This is a genomic window from Microbacterium wangyouchuni (assembly GCF_051546305.1).
In the GTDB taxonomy this organism is placed as follows: Bacteria; Actinomycetota; Actinomycetes; order Actinomycetales; family Microbacteriaceae; genus Microbacterium.
In genome coordinates, this window is sequence record NZ_JBPTMA010000005.1 from 115,881 (window position 1) to 136,140 (window position 20,260).

A 20,260-nucleotide genomic window follows, 5' to 3' on the forward strand; every position below is an offset into this window, starting at 1 on the left:
TCGTGGTTGAGGGTTTGCGGCGAATCTTTGTTCGAATGTCGGTGGTGGTCGATTAAATGGAAGGTATGAACAGCGTTGTCGCCCAGATCGAGAGTCTCGACGAGACTCTCGCCAGCGCGGTGCGCGAAATGTTCGCAACCGAGACGATTCCCGATCTTGCGGGCGAAGACATCGCGGCGCTTTTGGTGGCGACCGGAAAGCTGCAGCGACGGCTCGAGGGACTACAGGTAGAGGCAGCAGTGCAGGTGAGCGAACGCTCCCAGGGCATTCGCGATGAGCGACTCACCACGGCGTACGGCTGCGCGCGTCCGACCGAGATGGTGCGGATGCTGACGCTCAGCGATTCACGTTCCGCCAACAAGCGGATGAAGGCAGCCGGCTTCGTGCAGCGAGTACGCGGCATCACCGATGGGGTTTTTCTTCCGCCGCGTTACCCGATGCTGCGGGACGCGATGATTTCGGGCGACCTGGGTCTGGAGGGCTTCCTCGCTGCGACCGAACCGCTCGAGGCCGCTGGCAAGCGGATCACCGCCAGCGCGCGAATCGAGGCCGACCGCCAGCTGGGGGCATTCGCTCGGGGGATCTACAGCGATCTTGATTCAGGTTCGGATGCGGTGCAGGGCCCCTTGCCGACTCCCGAAGAACTCAGAGCGCTCGCGACGGTGCTCGTTGCCTACCTTGACCCCGATGGTGCCGAACCCTCCGACGACGTGGCACAGCGCGAGCGCAGCTTCACCATTGGGCGGGTTCGCAACGGCACCGCTCGCGTGGCCGGCAACCTGCTGCCCGAGGTCGCCGCTCAACTGAAACTGCTGATGGACAGCTCGTTGAATCCTCAGGTTGACGGCCCGCAAGATCTGGGCGTGCACTTTGTTCCCTCTGAAGACGAAGCGCTCGGTGATGACGGCTCATGCCCCGACACGACCTACGTCGACACGCGCACTCGCACGCAGAAGCAGCACGATGCCTTCGCGAGCATGGTGAATGTTGCTGCTCGGGCCGGAGACGTCTCCGATCTCGGTGGAGCCGCGCCAACACTCATCGTCACAGCGAACGCCGAGGACTACGCCACCGGAACCGGATGGGGAACGGTCGTCAACACCGGAGACCTCGTGCCGATGAGCGTCGCCGCCCAGACCGCGTGCGCTGGCGGTATTCAGCGGGTCCTCTTCGATGAGAATGGCCGCATCGTGTCGCTGGGAACCTCCGCCCGGATCTTCAACGCCCTGCAGCGTCGGGCGATCGTGATTCGCGATGGGGGATGCGTGGTTCCGGGATGCATGATCCCGGCGACCTGGTGCGAAGTGCACCACGTTCAGGAACACGCGGCCGGCGGCCCGACCCACACCGATAACGGGGTACTGCTGTGCTGGTTCCACCATCGCACGCTGCATCTTTCGCATTGGCAGGTTCGAATGCGAAACGGGCTGCCTGAGATTCGGGGTCCGGCATGGTGGGATCGCGAAAGGCGCTGGTGGCCGGCCAGAAAAAGTCGGCCGAAAGCGCGGCAACCCGTCTGACCGCTGACCAGTGACCAGTGACGCTGACCAGCCGGGTCAGATCCAGGTGGGGATCCAGTTGTGGATCAACCAGAAGTCGTATGGCACGTTCATTCCCGTCCACACCGGATAGAAGAACGCCGAGACGAGCACCGCGGCAACGAGGAAGACGATGACGGTGCGCTCGCCGGCCTGGCGGCGATGCAATCGGTCATCTCGACCTCCAGCGATTTCGCGCAGTGCGAGCACCAGCGCAAGCACGAGGAACGGCATCATCACCACGGTGTAGAACTGGAAAATCGTCCGGGTCGGATACAGCAGCCACGGCAGATACGTGACGGCCAGCCCCACCAGCGGCATCGCGAATGTCCACGGCGCCGGTTCGCGCACGATGAGACCGCGCACGATCCGGTACAGCAGGAACACCGCCGCCGCGACGCCGGCCCACCAGATCAGTGGATTGGGGAGAGTTGAAACGACCGAGATGCAATGGTCCGTGCCACAGGACTGGTCATCTCCTACCCACACCGCTGTCGGCCGAATCAGGAATGGCCACTGCCAAGCAGCGCTGGCATAGGGATGCCCGGTGCTGAGCCCGACGTGGAATCCATAGATCGACTGGTGATAGTTCCACAGGGCGACCAGTGGGTTGTCTGAACTGCTCCGGTCGTAGCCCCCTGCCGTCACGAGCCACCCGGACCAGGTGATCAGATACGTGACCAGAGCCGCCGGCACCAGCAACAGGAACGAGACCGGACCCTGCCGGCCAACGGCATCCATCGGCCAGAAGACGATCCCCGCGCGGCGGCGAGCGAGCGCATCGGAGATCACGAGATACAGCCCGAAGCCGGCCAGAGCGTACAGGCCCGACCACTTCACCGCCGACGCAGCGCCGAGCGCCACACCGGCAGCCACCACCCAGGGGCGGCGCCAGAGAATCCGGCCCCACAGGCGCTCGCGGTCATCGTGGTGATCGGATGGCAGCTCTGGGGGTATGTTTCGCCTGCGGTCGTAGAGGATGAACAAGAAGCCCAGCAGGATGAAGAACGTCAGCGGACCGTCGAGCAGTGCGATGCGACTCATCACGATGCTGAGGCCATCGATCGCGAGCAGGAGGCCGGCGACGCTCGCAACGACGATCGACCGGGTCAGTTCTTTGGCAACCAGGTACACGAGCAACACGGTCAGGGTGCCGATCACTGCGGTGCTCAGGCGCCATGCCGCGCTGTTTCCCGCTCCGAACAGCCCCATTCCCAGGGCGATGAGCCATTTGCCCAGAGGCGGGTGCACGACATAGCTGCCGGTCTCGCTGAGGGTCCCCGTGTCTCCGGTGACGAACGCCTCGTTCGCGCCGTCACCCCACGTGCCTTCGTAACCGAGGGCCCACAACGACCAGGCATCCTTGGCGTAGTACGTCTCGTCGAATGCCAGAGCGTAGGGATGCGCCAGGTTCGATAGGCGCAGCGCTGCGGCCAGTGCCGTGATCACCAGCGGGGCGAGCCAGCGGATGACGCGGTTCCACTCCGGATCGAGCAGGAGACGATCACGCACCCGGCCCCATCGCGTCAGGCGCTCGCTCGATGCTGGAGGCAGGGGCACAGGCGCGGTCACGGGATAAGCCTAAGTCGTCGCACATAGGCTGAACGTGTGATCATCCTTGCTGCGACACCGATCGGCAACCTCGGAGACGCTTCCCGTCGACTCATCGAGGTGCTCGAGAACGCCGAGATCGTCGCGGCCGAAGACACTCGCACCACCCAGCGGCTGCTGCGGGCGCTCGAGATCGAGAACCGTCCGCGGCTGATAGCCCTGCACGATCACAACGAGAAGCACAAGGCCGCCGAACTGGTCGCGCTCGCAGCGGAGCAGGACATCGTCGTCGTCAGCGATGCCGGGATGCCCGCGGTCAGCGATCCCGGTTACGCTCTGGTGGCCGAAGCCGTCGCACAGGGGGTCACCGTCACCGCGATCCCCGGACCCAGCGCTGTTCTCATGGCTCTGGCGATCTCTGGCCTGCCGACTGATCGCTTCACATTCGAAGGGTTCCTGCCGCGAAAGCCGGGGGAGCGACGCTCGACGCTGCGTGCTCTTGCCGCAGAACCTCGCACCATGGTCTTCTTCGAATCTCCCGCACGCCTTGCCTCAGCGCTCACCGACATGGGTGCGGCCTTCGGAGAGGATCGCCGCATCGCCGTCTGCCGTGAACTGACGAAGTTCTACGAAGAGGTTCGGCGCGGCACGGCCCCCGAGCTGGCCAAGTGGGCCGAAGCCGGAGTCAAGGGCGAGATCGTCGTCGTCGTTGAGGGCGGGGCACGGGTCGAGACTTCGGCGGAGGATGCTGTCGCCCAGGTGCAGCAGCTCGTGGCCTCCGGCATCCGATTGAAAGACGCCTGCGCAGAAGTCGCTGCGGCGACGGGCCTGTCTTCGCGCGACCTCTACCAGCAGGCGCTCGCCGCGCGCTCACAATGACCGCTCCGATGCAGTCTCGTCCTCCTGGCCCGCGGGCTGCACGAGGGAAGCGACGCTGACCCAGACCGGCCAGCCGATGAACCACACACCCGTCACGAGCCACACCCGCCAGATCCAACTGGTGAGTTCAGCGGTGCGTGTGGGGTCTGCGGCAATCCACGAGATGCCGCCGAGTACAACGGTGGCGATCACCGCGCACAGCACCATTCGGCCCCAGTCCTTCCACTCGTGCAGGACTCGGGCGCGGCCGCGCGCTGGCAGTTTCGTCGGTGCTGGACCATTTGCGAAACGGTGGGCGAACCAGACGTCGACGCTGTGAATGACGCGATGCCCGAACGCGACGGTGAAGCCGAGGTAGACGGCGCCGAGACCATGTGTGAAGTCGGCGGTAGCGCCGGCGACAGTGAGATCCCATGCGATGAGGCTCAGCAGGGCGATGTCGAGCAGTGGCACGCAGAGCAGCAACAGCGTGGATAGTCGTTTCATCCGTAACAGATAGCGGGCGGCGAGGCCGCCGAACAGCACGACCCAGAAGCCGATCTCACAGGCGAGGATGGCGGCGAAGATGTTCATGCTTCCACGCTGATCGAAATGTCGCGGACACGGATCCTGCGACCGGCCGGGATCGTCTCCTCCGTTCGAAGGAGGTCGGAGGCCTGGAGATCGGGCAGGATGAACATATGCTGTGGTCGCGCCTTGCCTGGGGCATTCATCAGGTGAATGCCCGGCCTCGTACCCGCGACATGATTGTCGCCGTCGCGTACCTGGTGCTGGGTCTCCTGCTGCTGCAGTTCGGCGGGTACGGTATCTGGGCGGCTCTTCTGTCTTTCCCGGCGATGGGGCCGTGGAGCACAGGGAGTGGCTTTCTGCTGCTGTTGATCCTCATGTCGGCGCTGGCGGTCCTGCGCTCATCCCGCCCGTTCCTCGTCCTGGTGCTCGGCACGCCACTCGCTGCGTTCGACTTCTTCCTCGGCGGCAGTCTCGGGGTCGTGCTGCTGTTCGCCGATTTCGTCTACTGCGCCTTCCGCTACGGCGGCGATCGTGGCGTGCGGACCCTGCTGGCGACCATCGTCGGGACGATCGCGGCGACGGCGCTGACCCTCCTGTTCTGGCCCGGGGTCTCGGTGCAGGTCGTCACGGTCGTTCTCCAATGGGCGCTCATTGTGCTGATCGGTGCGCTGTGGGGCTGGAACGTGCGCAGCGAACGACAACGCACCCGCACGGTGATGAGCGCGGAGCATCGGCAGGCCACGCAGCAGCTGCGGCAGAAGATCGCCCACGATCTGCACGACCTCGTCGCCAACCAGATCGCCGTCGCAGGGCTCAATATCGAAGCTGCGCGGCTGCGTTTGGGACAGATGACCGAGATATCTGCTGAGGCGGAGGAGAGCCTCACACAGGCAGCCCACGGCACCGACGAGGCGCACCGCCAGCTGCGCCGCCTCATCGCCGTGCTCACCACGGTCGACGACCTCGCCGACGAGACCGCGCCGCTCAGCATCCAGCACATCGACGACCTTGTGCCTATCGGCCGCACTCTCGTGCGCGAAGGCGCCGACCTCGACGTCGCGCTGACCGCAACGCCGCGATCAGCCGGAGTTGCGATGCGCGCCATCCACGAACTCGTGGTGAACGCGGTCAAACACGGCGAGGGCGACATCGTGCTGCGCACGCGAGCGGGAGAGTCCGGACCGGTCACTGTGCAGATCGAGAACCGCATCGCCTCGCCGGGTGCATCCCGCACCGCCATCGCCGGCTCCGGCATCGGCATCTCGGGTGCGACCCTGCTGCTGGGCGGCATCGGTGCGAGTGTCGAATCCGCGCCGACGGGGGACGGATGCTGGAGGGCGGGCCTTGCCCTGAAGGAGGAGCAATATGGCTGACGGCATCCGCGTTGTCATCGTCGACGACCATGAAGCAGTCCGCAGGGGTGTCGCGGCCATCTTGCAGGTGGACCCGGGTATCGAGATCGTCGGTGAGGCAGAGAACGGCTTCGATGCCGTCGACCTGTGCCTGCGCGAGCAACCCGACGTCGCACTCGTGGACCTGAGGATGCCGGGGACCGACGGTATCTGGGCGACGGAGCGGATCACCGCCGCGACCCGAACACGAGTGCTGATGCTCACCACCTTTGATTCCGACGACCTCATCGCCGCTGCGCTGGCAGCCGGCGCGCACGGCTATTTGCTGAAGACGACCCGCGGCGCGGAGTTGATCCAGTCCGTGCACCATGTCGCCGCGGACCGTCATGTCATCGATCCTGCGATCGCGGGCGGACTCATCGCGCAGCTGAATCGGCGGAGCGACCAGCAGTCGGCGCCCGCAGCACCACTTCCCGATCTCACCCCGCGCGAGAGCGAGGTGCTCGCTCTGGTCTCCGTTGGGCTGACGAATCAGCAGATCGCCGACCGCCTGCACATCGGTATCACCACGGTCAAGACGCATGTCGGCGCGCTCTACGACAAGACCGGGGCATCCACCCGTGTGCTGCTGGGGCAGCTCGGCCGCCATACGACGTAACCACCCAGTCGATCCGGCCTAGAATCGAGAGCATGCCCGCAGGCGAATCTTTCTATATCACCACGCCCATCTACTACCCCTCCGATGTGCCCCACATCGGCCACGGGTACACGTCGGTGGCGGTCGACACGCTCGCGCGCTGGCACCGCCAGTCGGGTGATGACACCTGGATGCTCACCGGAACCGACGAGCACGGTCAGAAGATGCTTCGTGCCGCCGCGGCGAACAACGTCACCCCTCAGCAGTGGGTCGACAAACTCGTCACGGAGAGCTGGTTTCCGCTGCTGGAGACGCTCGACGTCGCCAATGACGACTTCATCCGCACCACGCAGGAGCGGCATGAGCGCAACGTGCAGGTGTTCTTCCAGCGGCTCTACGACTCGGGGTACATCTACGCCGGCGAGTATGAGGCGCTCTACTGCGTCGGCTGTGAGGAGTTCAAGCCCGACAGCGAGATCGTCGACGGCACCGGTCCCTTCGAGGGGCTGAAGGTCTGTGCGATCCACTCCAAGCCGCTGGAGCTGCTGCAGGAGAAGAACTATTTCTTCAAGCTCAGCGAGTTCCAGGATCGACTGCTCGAGCTGTACAAGACCGAACCTGATTTCGTCCGCCCGCATTCGGCTCGCAACGAGGTCATCTCGTTCGTCAGTCAGGGGCTGAAGGATCTCTCCATCTCCCGCTCCACCTTCGACTGGGGCATCCCGCTGCCCTGGGACGAGTCGCACGTCATCTACGTGTGGGTAGACGCGCTGCTGAACTACGCCACCGCCGTCGGGTACGGCGCTGCTTCTGGAACTGAGGCCGAGGCGCTGTTCGAGCGCCGCTGGCCTGCCTATCACGTGGTCGGCAAGGACATCCTGCGCTTCCACGCTGTGATCTGGCCAGCGCTGCTGATGGCGGCCGGCGTCGAGGTGCCCAAGGGCGTCTTCGCGCACGGCTGGCTGCTGGTCGGCGGAGAGAAGATGTCCAAGTCGAAGCTCACCGGCATCGCACCGACGGAGATCACCGACGTCTTCGGCTCCGACGCGTACCGCTACTACTTCCTCTCCGCGATCGCGTTCGGCCAGGACGGCTCGTTCAGCTGGGAAGACCTCGCGGCTCGATATCAAGCAGAGCTCGCCAACGGCTTCGGCAACCTCGCCTCGCGCACGGTCGCGATGATCGAGAAGTACTTCGGGGGCATCGTGCCCGAAGCCGCCGAGTACACCGAGCAGGACCTCGCGATCCAGAAGATCGTGGCGGACGCCGCTACCGCAGCTGACGCAGCTATCGAGCAGTTCCGCATCGACGAGGCGATCCACTCCATCTGGACGATCGTCGACGCCCTGAACGGCTACATCACCGAGAACGAGCCGTGGGCGCTCGCCCGTGATGAGGATCAGCGCGGACGCCTGGGCACAGTGCTGTACACCTGTGCCGAGGGCCTGCGAGCGCTCAGCGTGCTGCTGTCGCCGGTGATGCCGCAATCGACCGAGAAGCTCTGGTCGGCGCTCGGCGCCACTGAGCGCCTGGGCGCTCTTCAGCAGCAGCCCGTCCGAGAGGCCGGTACCTGGGGCCAACTCACCCCCGGAACCAAGGTCGAGACCTTGGCTCCCTTGTTCCCCCGCGTAGAGTCCACCCCATAACCACCCCGCGAAACTTCACCTATGTCTGCAAAAGTGCCCGAAGTAGTGACATACGTGAAGTCTCGCGAGCCTGGAGGGCGCAAGGATCTCAGGTATCCGGCGGCGCCGGAGGCGCTCACCGTGGGTGTGTACGACAACCATGCGCATTTGGAGATCACGGACGGAGTCGAACCGCTCAGTCTGACTGAGCAGCTTGATCGCGCACAGGCAGTCGGCGTCATGGGCGTAGTTCAGGCATCCGGCGATATCGAGTCTTCGCGCTGGGCGGTGGATGCCGCGGCATCCGACCCGCGCGTGCTCGCGGCCATCGCGATCCACCCGAACGACGCGCCGGTATACGCCGAAGCCGGCCAGCTCGACCATGCGATCAGCGTGATCGATGAGCTGGCAGCACATCCCCGTGTGCGGGCCATCGGCGAGACCGGCCTGGACTTCTTCCGCACCGAAGCCGATCGTCACGCGCCCCAGTTCGAGAGCTTCGAAGCCCACATCGCGCTCGCGAAGAAGCACGGCATCGCGATGCAGATCCACGACCGGGATGCCCACGATGCGGTGCTCGAAACCCTGGCTCGAGTCGGGGCCCCGCAGACGACCGTGTTTCACTGCTTCTCCGGCGATGACGCGATGGCGAAGATCTGCGCGGATGCCGGGTACTACCTGTCCTTCGCCGGCAACCTCACCTTCAAGAACGCGCAGAACCTGCGCGATGCGCTCAAGGTCACCCCGATCGATCGGATCCTGATCGAGACGGATGCGCCGTTCCTGACCCCGGTGCCGCTGCGCGGCCGTCCGAACGCCCCGTACCTGATCGCGCACACGCTGCGGTTCATGGCATCCGAGCTCGCGCTCGACGTCGACGAACTGGCCACTCGAATTGCCGCGAACACCCTCGCGGTCTACGGCTCCTTCACCGACTGAGTTTTCGCGCTCAAACTCGGTACAGATGTCGGTTGATTTCTACACCTGTATGCAGAGACCCCTCGATTCGACCGACTCCCGTGATTTTCGACCGACAGGTGTACCCGCAGGGTCGGCGCACAGCATGGGGGAGAATGGCAGGATGACTGTCACACTGCTCGGCGCCACCGAGATCCGCCGCCTCGCCGCTGAGCTCGATGTCACTCCGACCAAGAAGCTGGGGCAGAACTTCGTCGTCGATGCCAACACCGTGCGCAAGATCGTGCAGGTGGGCGGCGTGCAGGCGGGCGAGCGGGTTGTCGAAGTCGGCCCGGGGCTCGGATCGTTGACGCTCGCGATTCTCGAGACCGGAGCATCCGTCACCGCGGTCGAAATCGACCACCGACTGGCGGCGCGGCTCCCGGAAACAGTGGCAGCTCACGGCGTACCCGCGGATGCTCTCACCGTCGTCGACGCCGATGCCCTGAGCGTGACGGAGCTTCCTGGCGACCCCACAGTGCTCGTCGCGAACCTGCCGTACAACGTCTCGGTGCCGGTGCTGCTGCACTTCATGGAGACCTTCCCGCAGCTCCAGCGCGGCGTTGTCATGGTGCAGGCTGAGGTCGGCGAACGCGTCGCTGCCAATCCCGGAAACAAGATCTATGGCGTCCCGAGCGTCAAAGCTGCCTGGTACGGGAAATGGCGTCTGGCCGGCACCGTGTCACGGCAGGTGTTCTGGCCGGTTCCGAACGTCGACAGCGTCCTGGTCGCCTTCGAGCGGTCAGACGACGTGCGCGGTGACGAAGACCTCCGCCGGGCCACCTTCCGCATTGTCGACGCCGCCTTCCAGCAGCGTCGCAAAATGCTGCGACAGGCACTGGCGGCGGTTCTGGGCGGCACAGCGGCCGAGGCATCCGCAGTTTTGGAAAAAGCCGGTGTCGCGCCCACCGCGCGCGGAGAGCAACTGAGCATCGACGATTTCGTGCGCATCGCTGAGGCGCTTCACGGCTAATCTGGAGGCGTGACTGAATCTCCGCGCTTCCACACCAACGTTCCCGAGATCCACCGCCCGTACGTGGCGAAGGACGACCGCTACGAGCAGTTCGAGTACCGTCAGGTCGGTACCTCGGGCCTGTACCTGCCGCCGATCTCGCTGGGCTTGTGGTGGAACTTCGGCGATAACATCCCGCTGGACAACCAGCGCGCTCTGCTGCGCCACGCCTTCGACCGCGGCATCACCCACTTCGACCTGGCCAACAACTACGGCCCGCCGTACGGCTCCGCCGAGAAGAACTTCGGTCGGATCTTCAGCGAGGACTTCCGCCCGTACCGCGACGAGCTGATCATCTCGTCGAAGGCCGGCTGGGACATGTGGCCCGGCCCCTACGGCAACTTCGGCAGCCGCAAGTACCTCATCGCGAGCGCCGAGCAGTCGCTGACGAGCATGAACCTCGACTACGTCGACATCTTCTACTCGCACCGGGTCGACCCGGTGACCCCGATCGAAGAGACCGTCGGAGCGCTGGACACGCTCGTGCGCCAGGGCAAGGCTCTCTACGTGGGAATCTCCTCGTACAGCGCTGAGCGCACCGCTCGTGCGGTCGAGGCCGCCCGTGAACTCGGCACTCCGCTGGTGATCCACCAGCCCTCGTACTCGATTCTCAACCGCTGGACCGAGGCCGAGCTCAACGACACCCTGCGTACGGAGGGCCTGGGGGCCATCGCCTTCACCCCGCTTGCCCAGGGACTGCTCACCGACAAGTACCTCGGTGACGGCACCGCAGATCGTGCGCAGAAGCGCGGTTCTATTTCGGAAAAGCCGCTCTCGCCCGAGGGCCTGGAGATTCTGCGCGGACTCAATGGCATTGCCCAGGAGCGCGGCCAGTCGCTGGCGCAGATGGCGCTGCAGTGGACCCTGCGCGACCCGGTGGTCGTCTCGGCGCTGATCGGCGCGTCGCGCCCTGAGCAGCTCGACGAGAACATTGCCGCGGTCAAGGGCCCGGCGTTCACTGCCGACGAGCTCGCCCGCATCGATGCGCTCTCCGACGGCATCGACGTCGATCTGTGGGCTGTGTCCTCCACACTGTGAGCCGATCATGACACTCGCCGCCGTCCCCGCACAGGTGCACGTGCGTGCCCCGGGCAAGATCAACGTGTACCTCGGGGTCGGCGGCCGACACGATGACGGTTACCACGCCCTCGCCACGGTTTTTCAGGCGGTATCGCTGTACGAAGACGTGATCGCCTACCCGGCCGATGACTTCTCGTTGAGCGTATCGGGGCTGGACGACCCGAGCACGGTGCCGGTGGATGACCGCAACCTTGCCATGCGCGCGGCCAAGGTCCTGGCCGCCGCCACCGGATACGCCGGCGGTGTGCACCTGGAGCTGCGAAAGAGCGTACCGGTCGCCGGCGGCATGGGCGGAGGCTCAGCGGATGCCGCGGCCGCCCTCGTCGCGTGCGACGCACTGTGGGAGACGGGGCTATCGCCCCAGCGCCTGCACGAGCTCGCAGCACGGCTGGGGGCAGACGTGCCATTCGCGTTGCATGGCGGAACGGCAGTCGGCACCGGGCGTGGCGATCAGCTGAATCCGGCGCTCGCGCGCGGGCGCTTCGACTGGGTGCTGGTCACCAGCGATGAGGGGCTGTCGACTCCGACGATCTACGCACGGCTCGACGAGCATCGTGAGGAGACGGGTGCTCTCGCCGATGACCCGCCCCTGTCTCTCGACGTCCCGGTCCTCGTGCTGCAGGCGCTGCGCTCCGGAGATCCGCGGGAGCTCGCCGCGTGTCTGCATAACGATCTGGAGGTTCCGGCGCTGCTGGAGCGTCCGGCGCTGGATGACACGATCAAAGCGGGATTGAACGCCGGCGCGCTCAGCGGAATCGTTTCCGGCTCAGGGCCGACCGTCGCCCTGCTGTGCGAGACTCCCGAGGCTGCCCAATACGTGCAGAACTCGCTGCAGGGGCTGGGATACACGGCCCTGCATGTGCACGGTCCGGTGCCCGGGGCACGCATCATCGCTTCCTGAGATCGTCCTCGGATCGTCCCCGGCTCCCGGCGCGTCGCTCACCGCGATCGTCCCGCAAACCGTCGCAGAGATGCGCGCTTCGCGTGCAAAGGGACATAATGGGTGACGTATGTGACCGTGCACACGCTGAAGGAGGCGATGCGATGGCAGCCTCTGGCGAACGTGCACGGATCCCGAGCATTCGCGACGTCGCGCGCCTCGCAGGCGTGTCCCATCAGACTGTTTCGCGCGTTCTGAACGAGCACCCCAGCATCCGGCCGGAGACGAAGAAGCGCGTGCAGGACGCGATCGAGGTACTCGACTACAAGCCGAACCTCGCCGCCCGCGCGCTGGTCACCAGCAAGTCGCGCACCATCGGTGTCCTGTCGGCCACCATCGGAGAATTCGGCCCCACCGCGTCGATCGCCGGCATCGAGGATGCTGCGCGTGCGGAGGGCTATTCGGTGACCACCGTGAATCTTCCCGATACGACTCCGGAAGCGATCGGTGAAGCAATTCGCCAACTCGCTCGCGAACAGGTCAGCGGTGTTGTCGCCCTGGCCCCACAGGTGCGGGTGTTCAACGTGCTGCGCGGGATGGCGGCCGGGGTCCCGATCGTGAGTCTGCAGGCGGCCTCCGGTGCCGCGGGCTTCGAACTGTCGGCGGACCAGGTCGCCGGTGCGCGCGCGGTCACTGAGCACTTGATTTCGTTGGGACACACCGACATCCTGCATCTGGCAGGTCCGCAGGACTGGATCGAGGCGGAGTCGCGCATGCGCGGCTATCTCGAAGCGCTGCGCGAGGCGGATCTGCCGACATTTCCCCCCATCCGCGGTGACTGGACGGCGGATTTCGGCTACTTCGCCGGCACCGAACTCGCTCGTCGGCCGGATTTCACCGCGGTGTTCGCCGCCAACGATCTCATGGCGATCGGGCTGATGCACGGGTTCCGGGATGCCGGTTTCGATGTGCCCGGCCAGATCAGTGTGGTCGGCTTCGACGACATCCCTGTCGCAGCCCACGTCTGGCCGCCCTTGACCACCGTGCATCAGGATTTCGCGGCGCTCGGGAAGCGAGCTGTGGCCATGCTGCTGGCGGAGATCCGGGGGACGGCAGTACCGGAGTTCTCGCCGATCGTGCCGGAGCTTCGGGTGCGCGCCTCCAGCATTTCTCGGTAACGACCGCATCTCGATAGGCGGGCAGAAACAATCTCTGCTTGACAGCGGCGTCCGGCAGGCGCAATATTGTGTCTCATGTGAACGGTCACATTGAGGTGGGCCGTCAAGTATCGAGGATGATTCGTGAGCAGCACAGCAACGATGCCAGCGGTGGCCGGGCCGATCTTGGAGATGCGCAACATCACCAAGGAGTTCCCGGGCGTGAAGGCTCTGTCCGACGTTTCGATCACCGTCAAGACCGGCGAGATCCACGCCATCTGCGGAGAGAACGGCGCAGGCAAATCAACCCTGATGAAGGTGTTGAGCGGGGTCTACCCGTTCGGGACCTATGACGGCGACATTCTGATCTACGGGCAAGAGCAGCGTTTCAAAGACATCGCCGCCAGTGAGCAGGCGGGCATCGCCATCATCCACCAGGAGCTTGCGCTCATCCCCGAACTGTCGATCACCGAGAACATCTTCCTGGGCAACGAGATCGCCCATTTCGGCACGATCGACTGGCGTGCGGCCAAGACACGGGCGATCGAGCTGCTGGCACGCGTCGGACTCGACGAAGACCCCGACGTCGCGGTCAAGCACCTCGGCGTCGGCAAGCAGCAGCTGATCGAGATCGCAAAGGCGCTGAACAAAGACGTCCGCCTGCTCATTCTCGACGAGCCGACCGCGGCGCTCAACGAGAATGACTCCCAGCAGCTGCTGGATCTGATTCTCGGGCTGAAGGCCAAGGGCATCGCCTCGATCATGATCAGCCACAAGCTCAACGAGATCGAGCAGATCGCCGACGAGATCACCATCATCCGCGACGGCCGCACAGTCGAGACGCTCGACATCAGTCGTGGTGAGATCAACGAGGACCGCATCATCCGCGGCATGGTCGGTCGTTCTCTCGAAAGCCGCTATCCGGATCGCACTCCGGAGCTCGGTGAAGTCTTCTTCGAGGTCAAGGACTGGGTCGTGCAGCATCCGACGGTCTCCGAGCGCATGGTCGTCAAGGGCTCCAGCATCAATGTCCGCCGCGGCGAAGTGGTCGGCATCGCCGGCCTCATGGGCGCCGGGCGCACGGAATTCGCGATGAGCATCTTCGGCCGCTCCTACGGCACATATCTGGGCGGCACACTCGTCAAAGACGGCGAGGAGATCGTCCTCCCGGACGTGGCATCCGCTATCCGCCACGGCCTCGCCTACGTCAGCGAAGACCGCAAGGCTCTGGGCCTGAACCTGCTGGACACCATCAAGCGGGCCATCGTCTCGGCGAAGCTGTCGAAGATCGCGCGTCGAGGGGTTGTCGACGACCGCGAGGAGTATGCGGTCTCGGAGCGCTATCGCAAGACGCTGCGCATCAAGACGCCCACGGTTGATGAGGGCGTCTCAAAGCTCTCCGGCGGAAACCAGCAGAAGGTGGTGCTGGCGAAGTGGATGTTCACCGACCCCGACCTGCTCATCCTCGATGAGCCGACCCGCGGCATCGACGTCGGCGCGAAGTACGAGATCTACTCGATCATCAACGAGCTGGCCGCAGCGGGGAAAGGCGTCATCGTCATCTCCAGTGAACTGCCGGAGCTGATGGGCATCTCCGACCGCATTTACACGATTTTTGAGGGACGCGTCACCGACTGCATCGACGCGGACCAGGCAACTCCGGAGGCGCTCATGCGCAGCATGACCTCCACGAACCAGAAGGCAACGGCATGAGCACGACGACTGAGACCGAGAAGCGCGGCTTCCACTTCGGCGACATCAGAAAGATGCTGGGAGGTAACGGCACCTCGTCGCTGCGCCAGTTCGGCATCCTCGGGAGCCTGGTGGCGATCGTCCTGTTCTTCCAGGTCGTAACGATGATGCGCAATCCCAACGGGGCGACGCTTTCGCCGAACAACCTCATCAACGTCATCAATCAGTATTCCTTCATCCTGATCCTCGCGATCGGAATGGTGATGGTGATCATCATGGGCCACATCGACCTCTCCGTGGGGTCGGTCGCGGCGTTCGTCGGAATCATCGTGGCCAAGTCCATGACCGACTGGAACCTCCCGTGGCCGCTGGCGATCGTGCTGGGTCTGGTCGTGGGCGCTCTGGTGGGAGCGTGGCAAGGGTTCTGGGTGGCCTATGTCGGGGTGCCGGCGTTCATCGTGACCCTGGCGGGCATGCTGTTCTTCCGCGGTGCGAACCAGTTCATCGGCCAGTCCACGACCGTGCCGGTGCCGAAGGAGTTCGTCGTCATCGGAGCCGGATACATGCCGGAGATTCCGATCCCCGGCATGAACTTCAACGTGCCGACCATGATTCTCGCGGTGATCGCGGTGGCCTGGGTGATCTTCTACGAGTTGCGCACCCGTCGCATTCAGCGCCGAATGGGCTCGGAAACAGCACCGGTCTGGGTGATCGCGACGAAGATCATCGTTCTTTCGGTGATCATCCTCGGCGCCGGCTGGCTGTTCGCCACCGGCCGCCCCGGCACCAGCTTCCCGATCTCCGGGCTGATCCTGCTCGCACTGGTGATCCTCTACACCTTCATCACCCGCAACACCATTTTCGGACGCCACATCTACGCGGTCGGCGGCAACCGTCAGGCGGCGCGCTTGTCGGGCGTGAAAGACCGCTGGGTCGACTTCTTCGTCATCATGAACATGTCGGTGCTGGCAGCCCTCGCCGGAATGATCTTCGTCGCCCGGTCCCAGGCCTCCGGTCCCGGTGACGGCAACATGTGGGAGCTCGACGCGATCGCCGCGGTCTTCATCGGCGGTGCGGCCGTATCCGGCGGTATCGGCACGGTGATCGGATCGATCATCGGTGGATTGGTGATGGCCTTCCTCAACAACGGCATGGCGCTGCTCGGGCTCTCCGCCGACGTCGTCTCGATGGTCAAGGGACTCGTGCTGCTGCTCGCCGTCGGAATCGATGTCTGGAACAAGCAGCAGGGACGCCCCTCCATCATCGGATTCCTCACCCGTCGTCGAGCCCGGACAGATGATTTCGGCTCCTCGACCCTGCAGACCCCCGTCGCCGACGGCGCGAACGGGAAGAAGGGGACGAGCTCGCGCTGAGCGCGTTCGTTCCCCGACCCCTTGAGAGAAAGTGATCGCATGAAGAAAATCGCAGTAGCGGCGACAGCGTTGGTCGTCACAGGTGCACTGGCATTGACCGGCTGTGCCGGCGCCGAGCGCGGCGGCGGCACGGACGAGAACACCGGCGGCGAAGAGACCACCGGTTTTGCAGCCGATGCGACCATCGGCGTCGCACTTCCGGACAAGACCAGTGAGAACTGGGTCCTGGCCGGTCAGCTGTTCAAGGACGGGCTGGAAGAGGCCGGCTTCACGGCGGACGTGCAGTACGCACCGGCCAGCAACACCGTCGCCGAGCAGCAGAACCAGATCCAGGCGATGGTCATCGGCGGTGCGAAGGTCATCATCATCGGTGCGAAGGACGGCAAGCAGCTGGCGACCCAGGTGCAGGCGGCCCAGGACGCTGGTGTCAAGGTGATCGCGTACGACCGACTGATCGAGAACACCGAAGCAGTCGACTACTACGTCGCCTTCGATAACTTCAAGGTCGGCCAGCTCCAGGGCAACGCCCTGCTGGAAGGCCTCGACGCGAACGCCGGCCACGAAGCCCCGTACAACATTGAGCTGTTCTCCGGCTCGCCGGACGATGCGAACTCGAAGGTCTTCTTCGAGGGGGCGATGGACGTGCTTCAGCCGAAGATCGATGATGGAACTCTCGTCGTCGCATCCGGTCAGACCGATATCGGACAGACCGCCACAGAGGGCTGGCTGGCGGAGAACGCGCAGAACCGCATGGACACGCTCATCACCTCCACCTACGGTGGCGACACCGTGATCGACGGTGTGCTCTCGCCGAACGACACCCTCGCCCGCGCCATCCTCACCGCGGTGCAGCAGGCCGGTAAGGACGTCCCGGTCGTCACCGGTCAGGACTCCGAGGTCGAATCGGTGAAGTCGATCATGGAGGGCGTGCAGTACTCCACGATCAACAAGGACACGGCACTTCTCGTGGAGCAGGCCATCAAGATGGTCGGCCAGCTCCAGAAGGGCGAAGACGCCGAGGTCAACGACACCGAGCAGTACGACAACGGCGCGAAGATCGTTCCGGCGTACCTGCTCGAGCCGCTGATCGTCACGAAGGACAACGCCGCTGAGGCGTACGCCAACGTGCCGAGCCTGCTGGAGATTGTGGAGTCGTACAAGTAACGACTTCCGCTGGGGACGTGCGAGCCGTCCGGGCCTGGCGCCCGGGCGGCTCGCTGCGTAGGATCGCGGCACTCAGCGAACGGCGCCGGCGCGGCGCTTGTTGTAGATGTCGAAGGCCACGGCCAGAAGCAACACAAGTCCCTTCACGATCTGTTGGGTCGATTGCGGCACGCCCATCAACTGCATCCCGTTGGTCATGACAGCCATCACCAACCCGCCTACGAGCGCGCCGCCGACACGGCCGACTCCGCCCATCGTCGATGCGCCACCGATGAAACAGGCAGCGATCACGTCGAGTTCGAACATGTTCCCCATACCGGGTTGCGCTCCGTTCGAGCGGGATGAAAACACAGCCGCGGCGACGCCGGTGAGCAAGCCCATATTGACGAAGATCCAGAAGTTCACGCTGCGGACGTTGACGCCGGATAGACGCGCCGCTGAAAGATTTCCGCCGACTGCGTATACGTGACGCCCAAAGGCCGTCCGATTCGCCAGGACCTGATAGATCAGGATCAGCACCGCCACGATGACGAGCACGATCGGGAAGCCACGGTTGTAGGCCAGCGCCCAGGAGAAGGCGAGGAGCAATGCCGAGACCACCACGAGTTTCAGCACGAACAGTAGGGGTGACTCGACCTCCTGGTTGTACCCCTGCCGCGTGCGGCGGTTGCGCACCGATGCGACGACCATCCCGGCCACGGCGAGTACGCCGATGAGCAGTGTAAACACGTCCACCGTCTGCGGCACGCTCTTGAGGCCGGTGCCCTCACCGATCGTGATGACCCCCAGCAGCCCATCGAGGAATCCGCTTGCCACCTCACGGTATTGGGCGGGGAACGGCGACAGTGAGACGTTGTCGAGCACCATCCAGGTCAAGCCTCGGAAGAGGAGCATGCCGGCGAGCGTGACGATGAAGGCGGGAATACCCACATACGCGACCCAGAACCCCTGCCAGACACCGACGATGATGCCGGTGACGACCGCAGCGATGACTCCGACCCACCACGGCATCCCCATGCGGATGACGAGCACAGCGGAGACCGCAGAAGCGAATGCCAGCACGGAACCGACAGAGAGGTCGATGTGTCCGCCGACAATCACCAGGATCATGCCGAGCGCCATTATCAGGATGTGCGCGTTCTGCAGCACGATGTTGGTGACGTTCTCCGGGCTCAGCAGTGTCCCCCCGGTGAGGAAGGTGAACAGCAGAATGATGACGACGAAGGCGATGTAGATGCCCGATGTTCGCAGGTTGTGGGTCAGTAGGCTTTTGACCTCGGTGAACACGTTGTTCATGCCGCAGGCTCCTTCGTTGCAGAGGGTTCGATCGTCATGAGTGACATGAGAGCTTCCTGCGTTGCTTCAGAAGCCGGGAGCTCTCCGGTGATTCGCCCGTAGGCGAGTGAGTAGACGCGGTCTGATAGACCGAGTAGCTCGGGCAGTTCGCTGGAGACGAGGATCACGGCTTTCCCTGCGGCAGCCAGCGCCCCGATGATCTCGTAGATCTCGAACTTCGCACCTACGTCGATGCCCCGGGTGGGTTCATCCAGGATGAGCACTTCAGGGTCGGTGTACAACCACTTGGACAGAACCACCTTCTGCTGGTTCCCGCCCGACAGGTTGCCCACGATCTGCGCGACGGTGGGGGACTTGATGTTCAGATCACGACGGTACTGCTCCGCGACCTCGATCTCGCGGTTGCCGTCGATGAACACCGATCGGGTCAGCTTTCCGAGCGCAGCAGATGTGACGTTGGACTTGATATCTGCGATCAGGTTGAGCCCATACTGCTTGCGGTCCTCGGAGACATAGGCGATCCGGTTCGCGATGGCATCTTTCACCGTGCGGGTGGAGATCTCCTTGCCGCGCAGGAAGACCTTGCCCCTCGCGTCGCGACCGTAGCTGCGACCGAAGACGCTCATCATGAACTCTGTGCGACCCGCGCCCATGAGACCGGCGATGCCGACGATCTCACCCGCGCGGACTGACAGCGACGCATCGTCGACGAGAACTCGCCCGAGCTGAGTCGGGTGCAGCACCGTCCAGTTCTCGATTCGGAAGATCTCCTCGCCGATCTGCGCAGTGCGCTCGGGGAATCGGCTATCCAGAGATCGACCGACCATGCCGCGGATGATGCGATCCTGTGTGGCATCCGGCCCGTGCATGTCGATGGTTTCGATGGTCTGGCCGTCACGGATGATGGTGGTCGAATCTGCGACGGCAACGATTTCGCCCAGCTTGTGACTGATGATGATGCAGGTGATGCCCTGATCACGCAGTTCGCGAAGCAGCTGGAGCAGATGCTCAGAATCATCGTCGTTGAGTGCTGCCGTGGGTTCGTCGAGGATCAGAAGCCTGACTTTCTTGGTCAGTGCCTTCGCGATCTCGACGAGCTGCTGCTTGCCGACCCCGAGCTGTCCGACCGGTGTGGTCGGGTTCTCTCGAAGACCGACCCTGTCCAGCAGCGTCGTTGCGCGCGCGTTCGCCTCGTGCCAATCGATCAGACCGTGCTGGATGACTTCATTGCCGAGGAAGATGTTCTCGGCGATCGACAGGTGCGGCACGAGCGCCAGTTCCTGATGGATGATGACGATCCCGGCACGCTCGGAATCTTTGATCGCGCTGAACTGCTGCGGCTCATCGTCGAAGATGATCGAGCCGGTGAAGGTGTTGTGCGGGTACACGCCCGACAACACTTTCATCAACGTGGACTTGCCTGCACCGTTCTCGCCGCAGATCGCATGAATCTCGCCGCGTCTGACAGTCAGGGTGACGTCGTCGAGCACTTTCACACCCGGGAAGTTTTTGGTGATGCTGCGCATCTTGAGGATGGCATCGGACATCGTTGCTCCT

The 20,260-nt window shown here is 64.3% G+C and carries 17 protein-coding genes; 13 read left to right on the top strand and 4 right to left on the bottom strand.

Annotated elements, in window-relative coordinates; genetic code table 11:
- The first annotated feature begins 65 nt into the window (after positions 1-65).
- The gene (locus ACSS7Z_RS11975; RefSeq protein WP_438255025.1) at positions 66-1,520 is read left to right on the top strand and encodes an HNH endonuclease signature motif containing protein; all 1,455 of its coding nucleotides are present in this window, start codon (positions 66-68) and stop codon (positions 1,518-1,520) included.
- A gap of 36 nt (positions 1,521-1,556) precedes the next feature.
- Here ACSS7Z_RS11975 and ACSS7Z_RS11980 read toward each other — a convergent pair whose 3' ends face one another.
- Positions 1,557-3,110 (bottom strand): dolichyl-phosphate-mannose--protein mannosyltransferase, encoded by a 1,554-nt coding sequence (locus tag ACSS7Z_RS11980; protein WP_438255027.1) that lies wholly within the window; start codon positions 3,108-3,110, stop codon positions 1,557-1,559.
- A 36-nt stretch (positions 3,111-3,146) separates the two neighbouring features.
- Between ACSS7Z_RS11980 and rsmI the strand changes: the two genes are divergently transcribed.
- Complete coding sequence (rsmI, locus tag ACSS7Z_RS11985; RefSeq protein ID WP_438255028.1) at positions 3,147-3,968, top strand: 16S rRNA (cytidine(1402)-2'-O)-methyltransferase; 822 nt, start codon at positions 3,147-3,149, stop codon at positions 3,966-3,968.
- Here the strand turns inward: rsmI and ACSS7Z_RS11990 are convergent.
- On the bottom strand, positions 3,960-4,541 hold the full coding sequence (locus ACSS7Z_RS11990; protein ID WP_438255030.1) for a hypothetical protein: 582 nt from the start codon (positions 4,539-4,541) through the stop codon (positions 3,960-3,962). The genes rsmI and ACSS7Z_RS11990 overlap by 9 nt on opposite strands.
- Positions 4,542-4,648: 107 nt before the next feature.
- Here ACSS7Z_RS11990 and ACSS7Z_RS11995 point away from each other — a divergent pair, with 107 nt between their 5' ends.
- The 11 genes from ACSS7Z_RS11995 to ACSS7Z_RS12045 all read left to right on the top strand — a co-directional run bounded on the left by ACSS7Z_RS11995 (position 4,649) and on the right by ACSS7Z_RS12045 (position 17,407).
- Entirely contained in the window at positions 4,649-5,851 is a 1,203-nt protein-coding gene (locus ACSS7Z_RS11995; protein ID WP_438255031.1) for a sensor histidine kinase, read from the top strand.
- Positions 5,844-6,488, top strand: a complete 645-nt coding sequence (locus tag ACSS7Z_RS12000) for a response regulator (protein WP_438255033.1) — start codon at positions 5,844-5,846, stop codon at positions 6,486-6,488. Before ACSS7Z_RS11995 ends, ACSS7Z_RS12000 begins: the two co-directional genes overlap by 8 nt.
- Before the next feature lie 32 nt (positions 6,489-6,520).
- Positions 6,521-8,113 (top strand): methionine--tRNA ligase, encoded by a 1,593-nt coding sequence (gene metG, locus ACSS7Z_RS12005; RefSeq protein WP_438255035.1) that lies wholly within the window; start codon positions 6,521-6,523, stop codon positions 8,111-8,113.
- A gap of 21 nt (positions 8,114-8,134) precedes the next feature.
- The gene (locus ACSS7Z_RS12010; protein ID WP_438255036.1) at positions 8,135-9,031 is read left to right on the top strand and encodes a TatD family hydrolase; all 897 of its coding nucleotides are present in this window, start codon (positions 8,135-8,137) and stop codon (positions 9,029-9,031) included.
- Between the two features lie 142 nt (positions 9,032-9,173).
- Positions 9,174-10,022: a 16S rRNA (adenine(1518)-N(6)/adenine(1519)-N(6))-dimethyltransferase RsmA gene (gene rsmA, locus ACSS7Z_RS12015; protein WP_438255037.1), complete on the top strand. Its 849-nt coding sequence runs from the start codon at positions 9,174-9,176 to the stop codon at positions 10,020-10,022.
- 9 nt (positions 10,023-10,031) lie between these two features.
- Positions 10,032-11,099 (top strand): L-glyceraldehyde 3-phosphate reductase, encoded by a 1,068-nt coding sequence (gene mgrA, locus ACSS7Z_RS12020; RefSeq protein ID WP_438255039.1) that lies wholly within the window; start codon positions 10,032-10,034, stop codon positions 11,097-11,099.
- 7 nt (positions 11,100-11,106) lie between these two features.
- A complete protein-coding gene (locus ACSS7Z_RS12025) occupies positions 11,107-12,042 on the top strand; it encodes a 4-(cytidine 5'-diphospho)-2-C-methyl-D-erythritol kinase (RefSeq protein ID WP_438255041.1) in 936 nt (311 codons plus the stop codon).
- Positions 12,043-12,185: 143 nt separating this feature from the next.
- The gene (locus ACSS7Z_RS12030; RefSeq protein WP_438255042.1) at positions 12,186-13,199 is read left to right on the top strand and encodes a LacI family DNA-binding transcriptional regulator; all 1,014 of its coding nucleotides are present in this window, start codon (positions 12,186-12,188) and stop codon (positions 13,197-13,199) included.
- 141 nt (positions 13,200-13,340) lie between these two features.
- A complete protein-coding gene (gene mmsA, locus ACSS7Z_RS12035) occupies positions 13,341-14,891 on the top strand; it encodes a multiple monosaccharide ABC transporter ATP-binding protein (protein WP_438255233.1) in 1,551 nt (516 codons plus the stop codon).
- Positions 14,888-16,243 (top strand): multiple monosaccharide ABC transporter permease, encoded by a 1,356-nt coding sequence (gene mmsB, locus ACSS7Z_RS12040; RefSeq protein ID WP_438255044.1) that lies wholly within the window; start codon positions 14,888-14,890, stop codon positions 16,241-16,243. The genes mmsA (ACSS7Z_RS12035) and mmsB (ACSS7Z_RS12040) overlap by 4 nt, the downstream gene beginning before the upstream one ends.
- A gap of 39 nt (positions 16,244-16,282) precedes the next feature.
- Positions 16,283-17,407, top strand: a complete 1,125-nt coding sequence (locus ACSS7Z_RS12045) for a substrate-binding domain-containing protein (protein ID WP_438255046.1) — start codon at positions 16,283-16,285, stop codon at positions 17,405-17,407.
- Positions 17,408-17,479: 72 nt separating this feature from the next.
- Here ACSS7Z_RS12045 and mmsB (ACSS7Z_RS12050) read toward each other — a convergent pair whose 3' ends face one another.
- Both mmsB (ACSS7Z_RS12050) and mmsA (ACSS7Z_RS12055) read right to left on the bottom strand, forming a co-directional pair.
- Complete coding sequence (gene mmsB / locus ACSS7Z_RS12050; protein WP_438255047.1) at positions 17,480-18,703, bottom strand: multiple monosaccharide ABC transporter permease; 1,224 nt, start codon at positions 18,701-18,703, stop codon at positions 17,480-17,482.
- Complete coding sequence (mmsA, locus tag ACSS7Z_RS12055; protein WP_438255048.1) at positions 18,700-20,250, bottom strand: multiple monosaccharide ABC transporter ATP-binding protein; 1,551 nt, start codon at positions 20,248-20,250, stop codon at positions 18,700-18,702. The genes mmsB (ACSS7Z_RS12050) and mmsA (ACSS7Z_RS12055) overlap by 4 nt, the downstream gene beginning before the upstream one ends.
- Between the last annotated feature and the right edge of the window lie 10 nt (positions 20,251-20,260).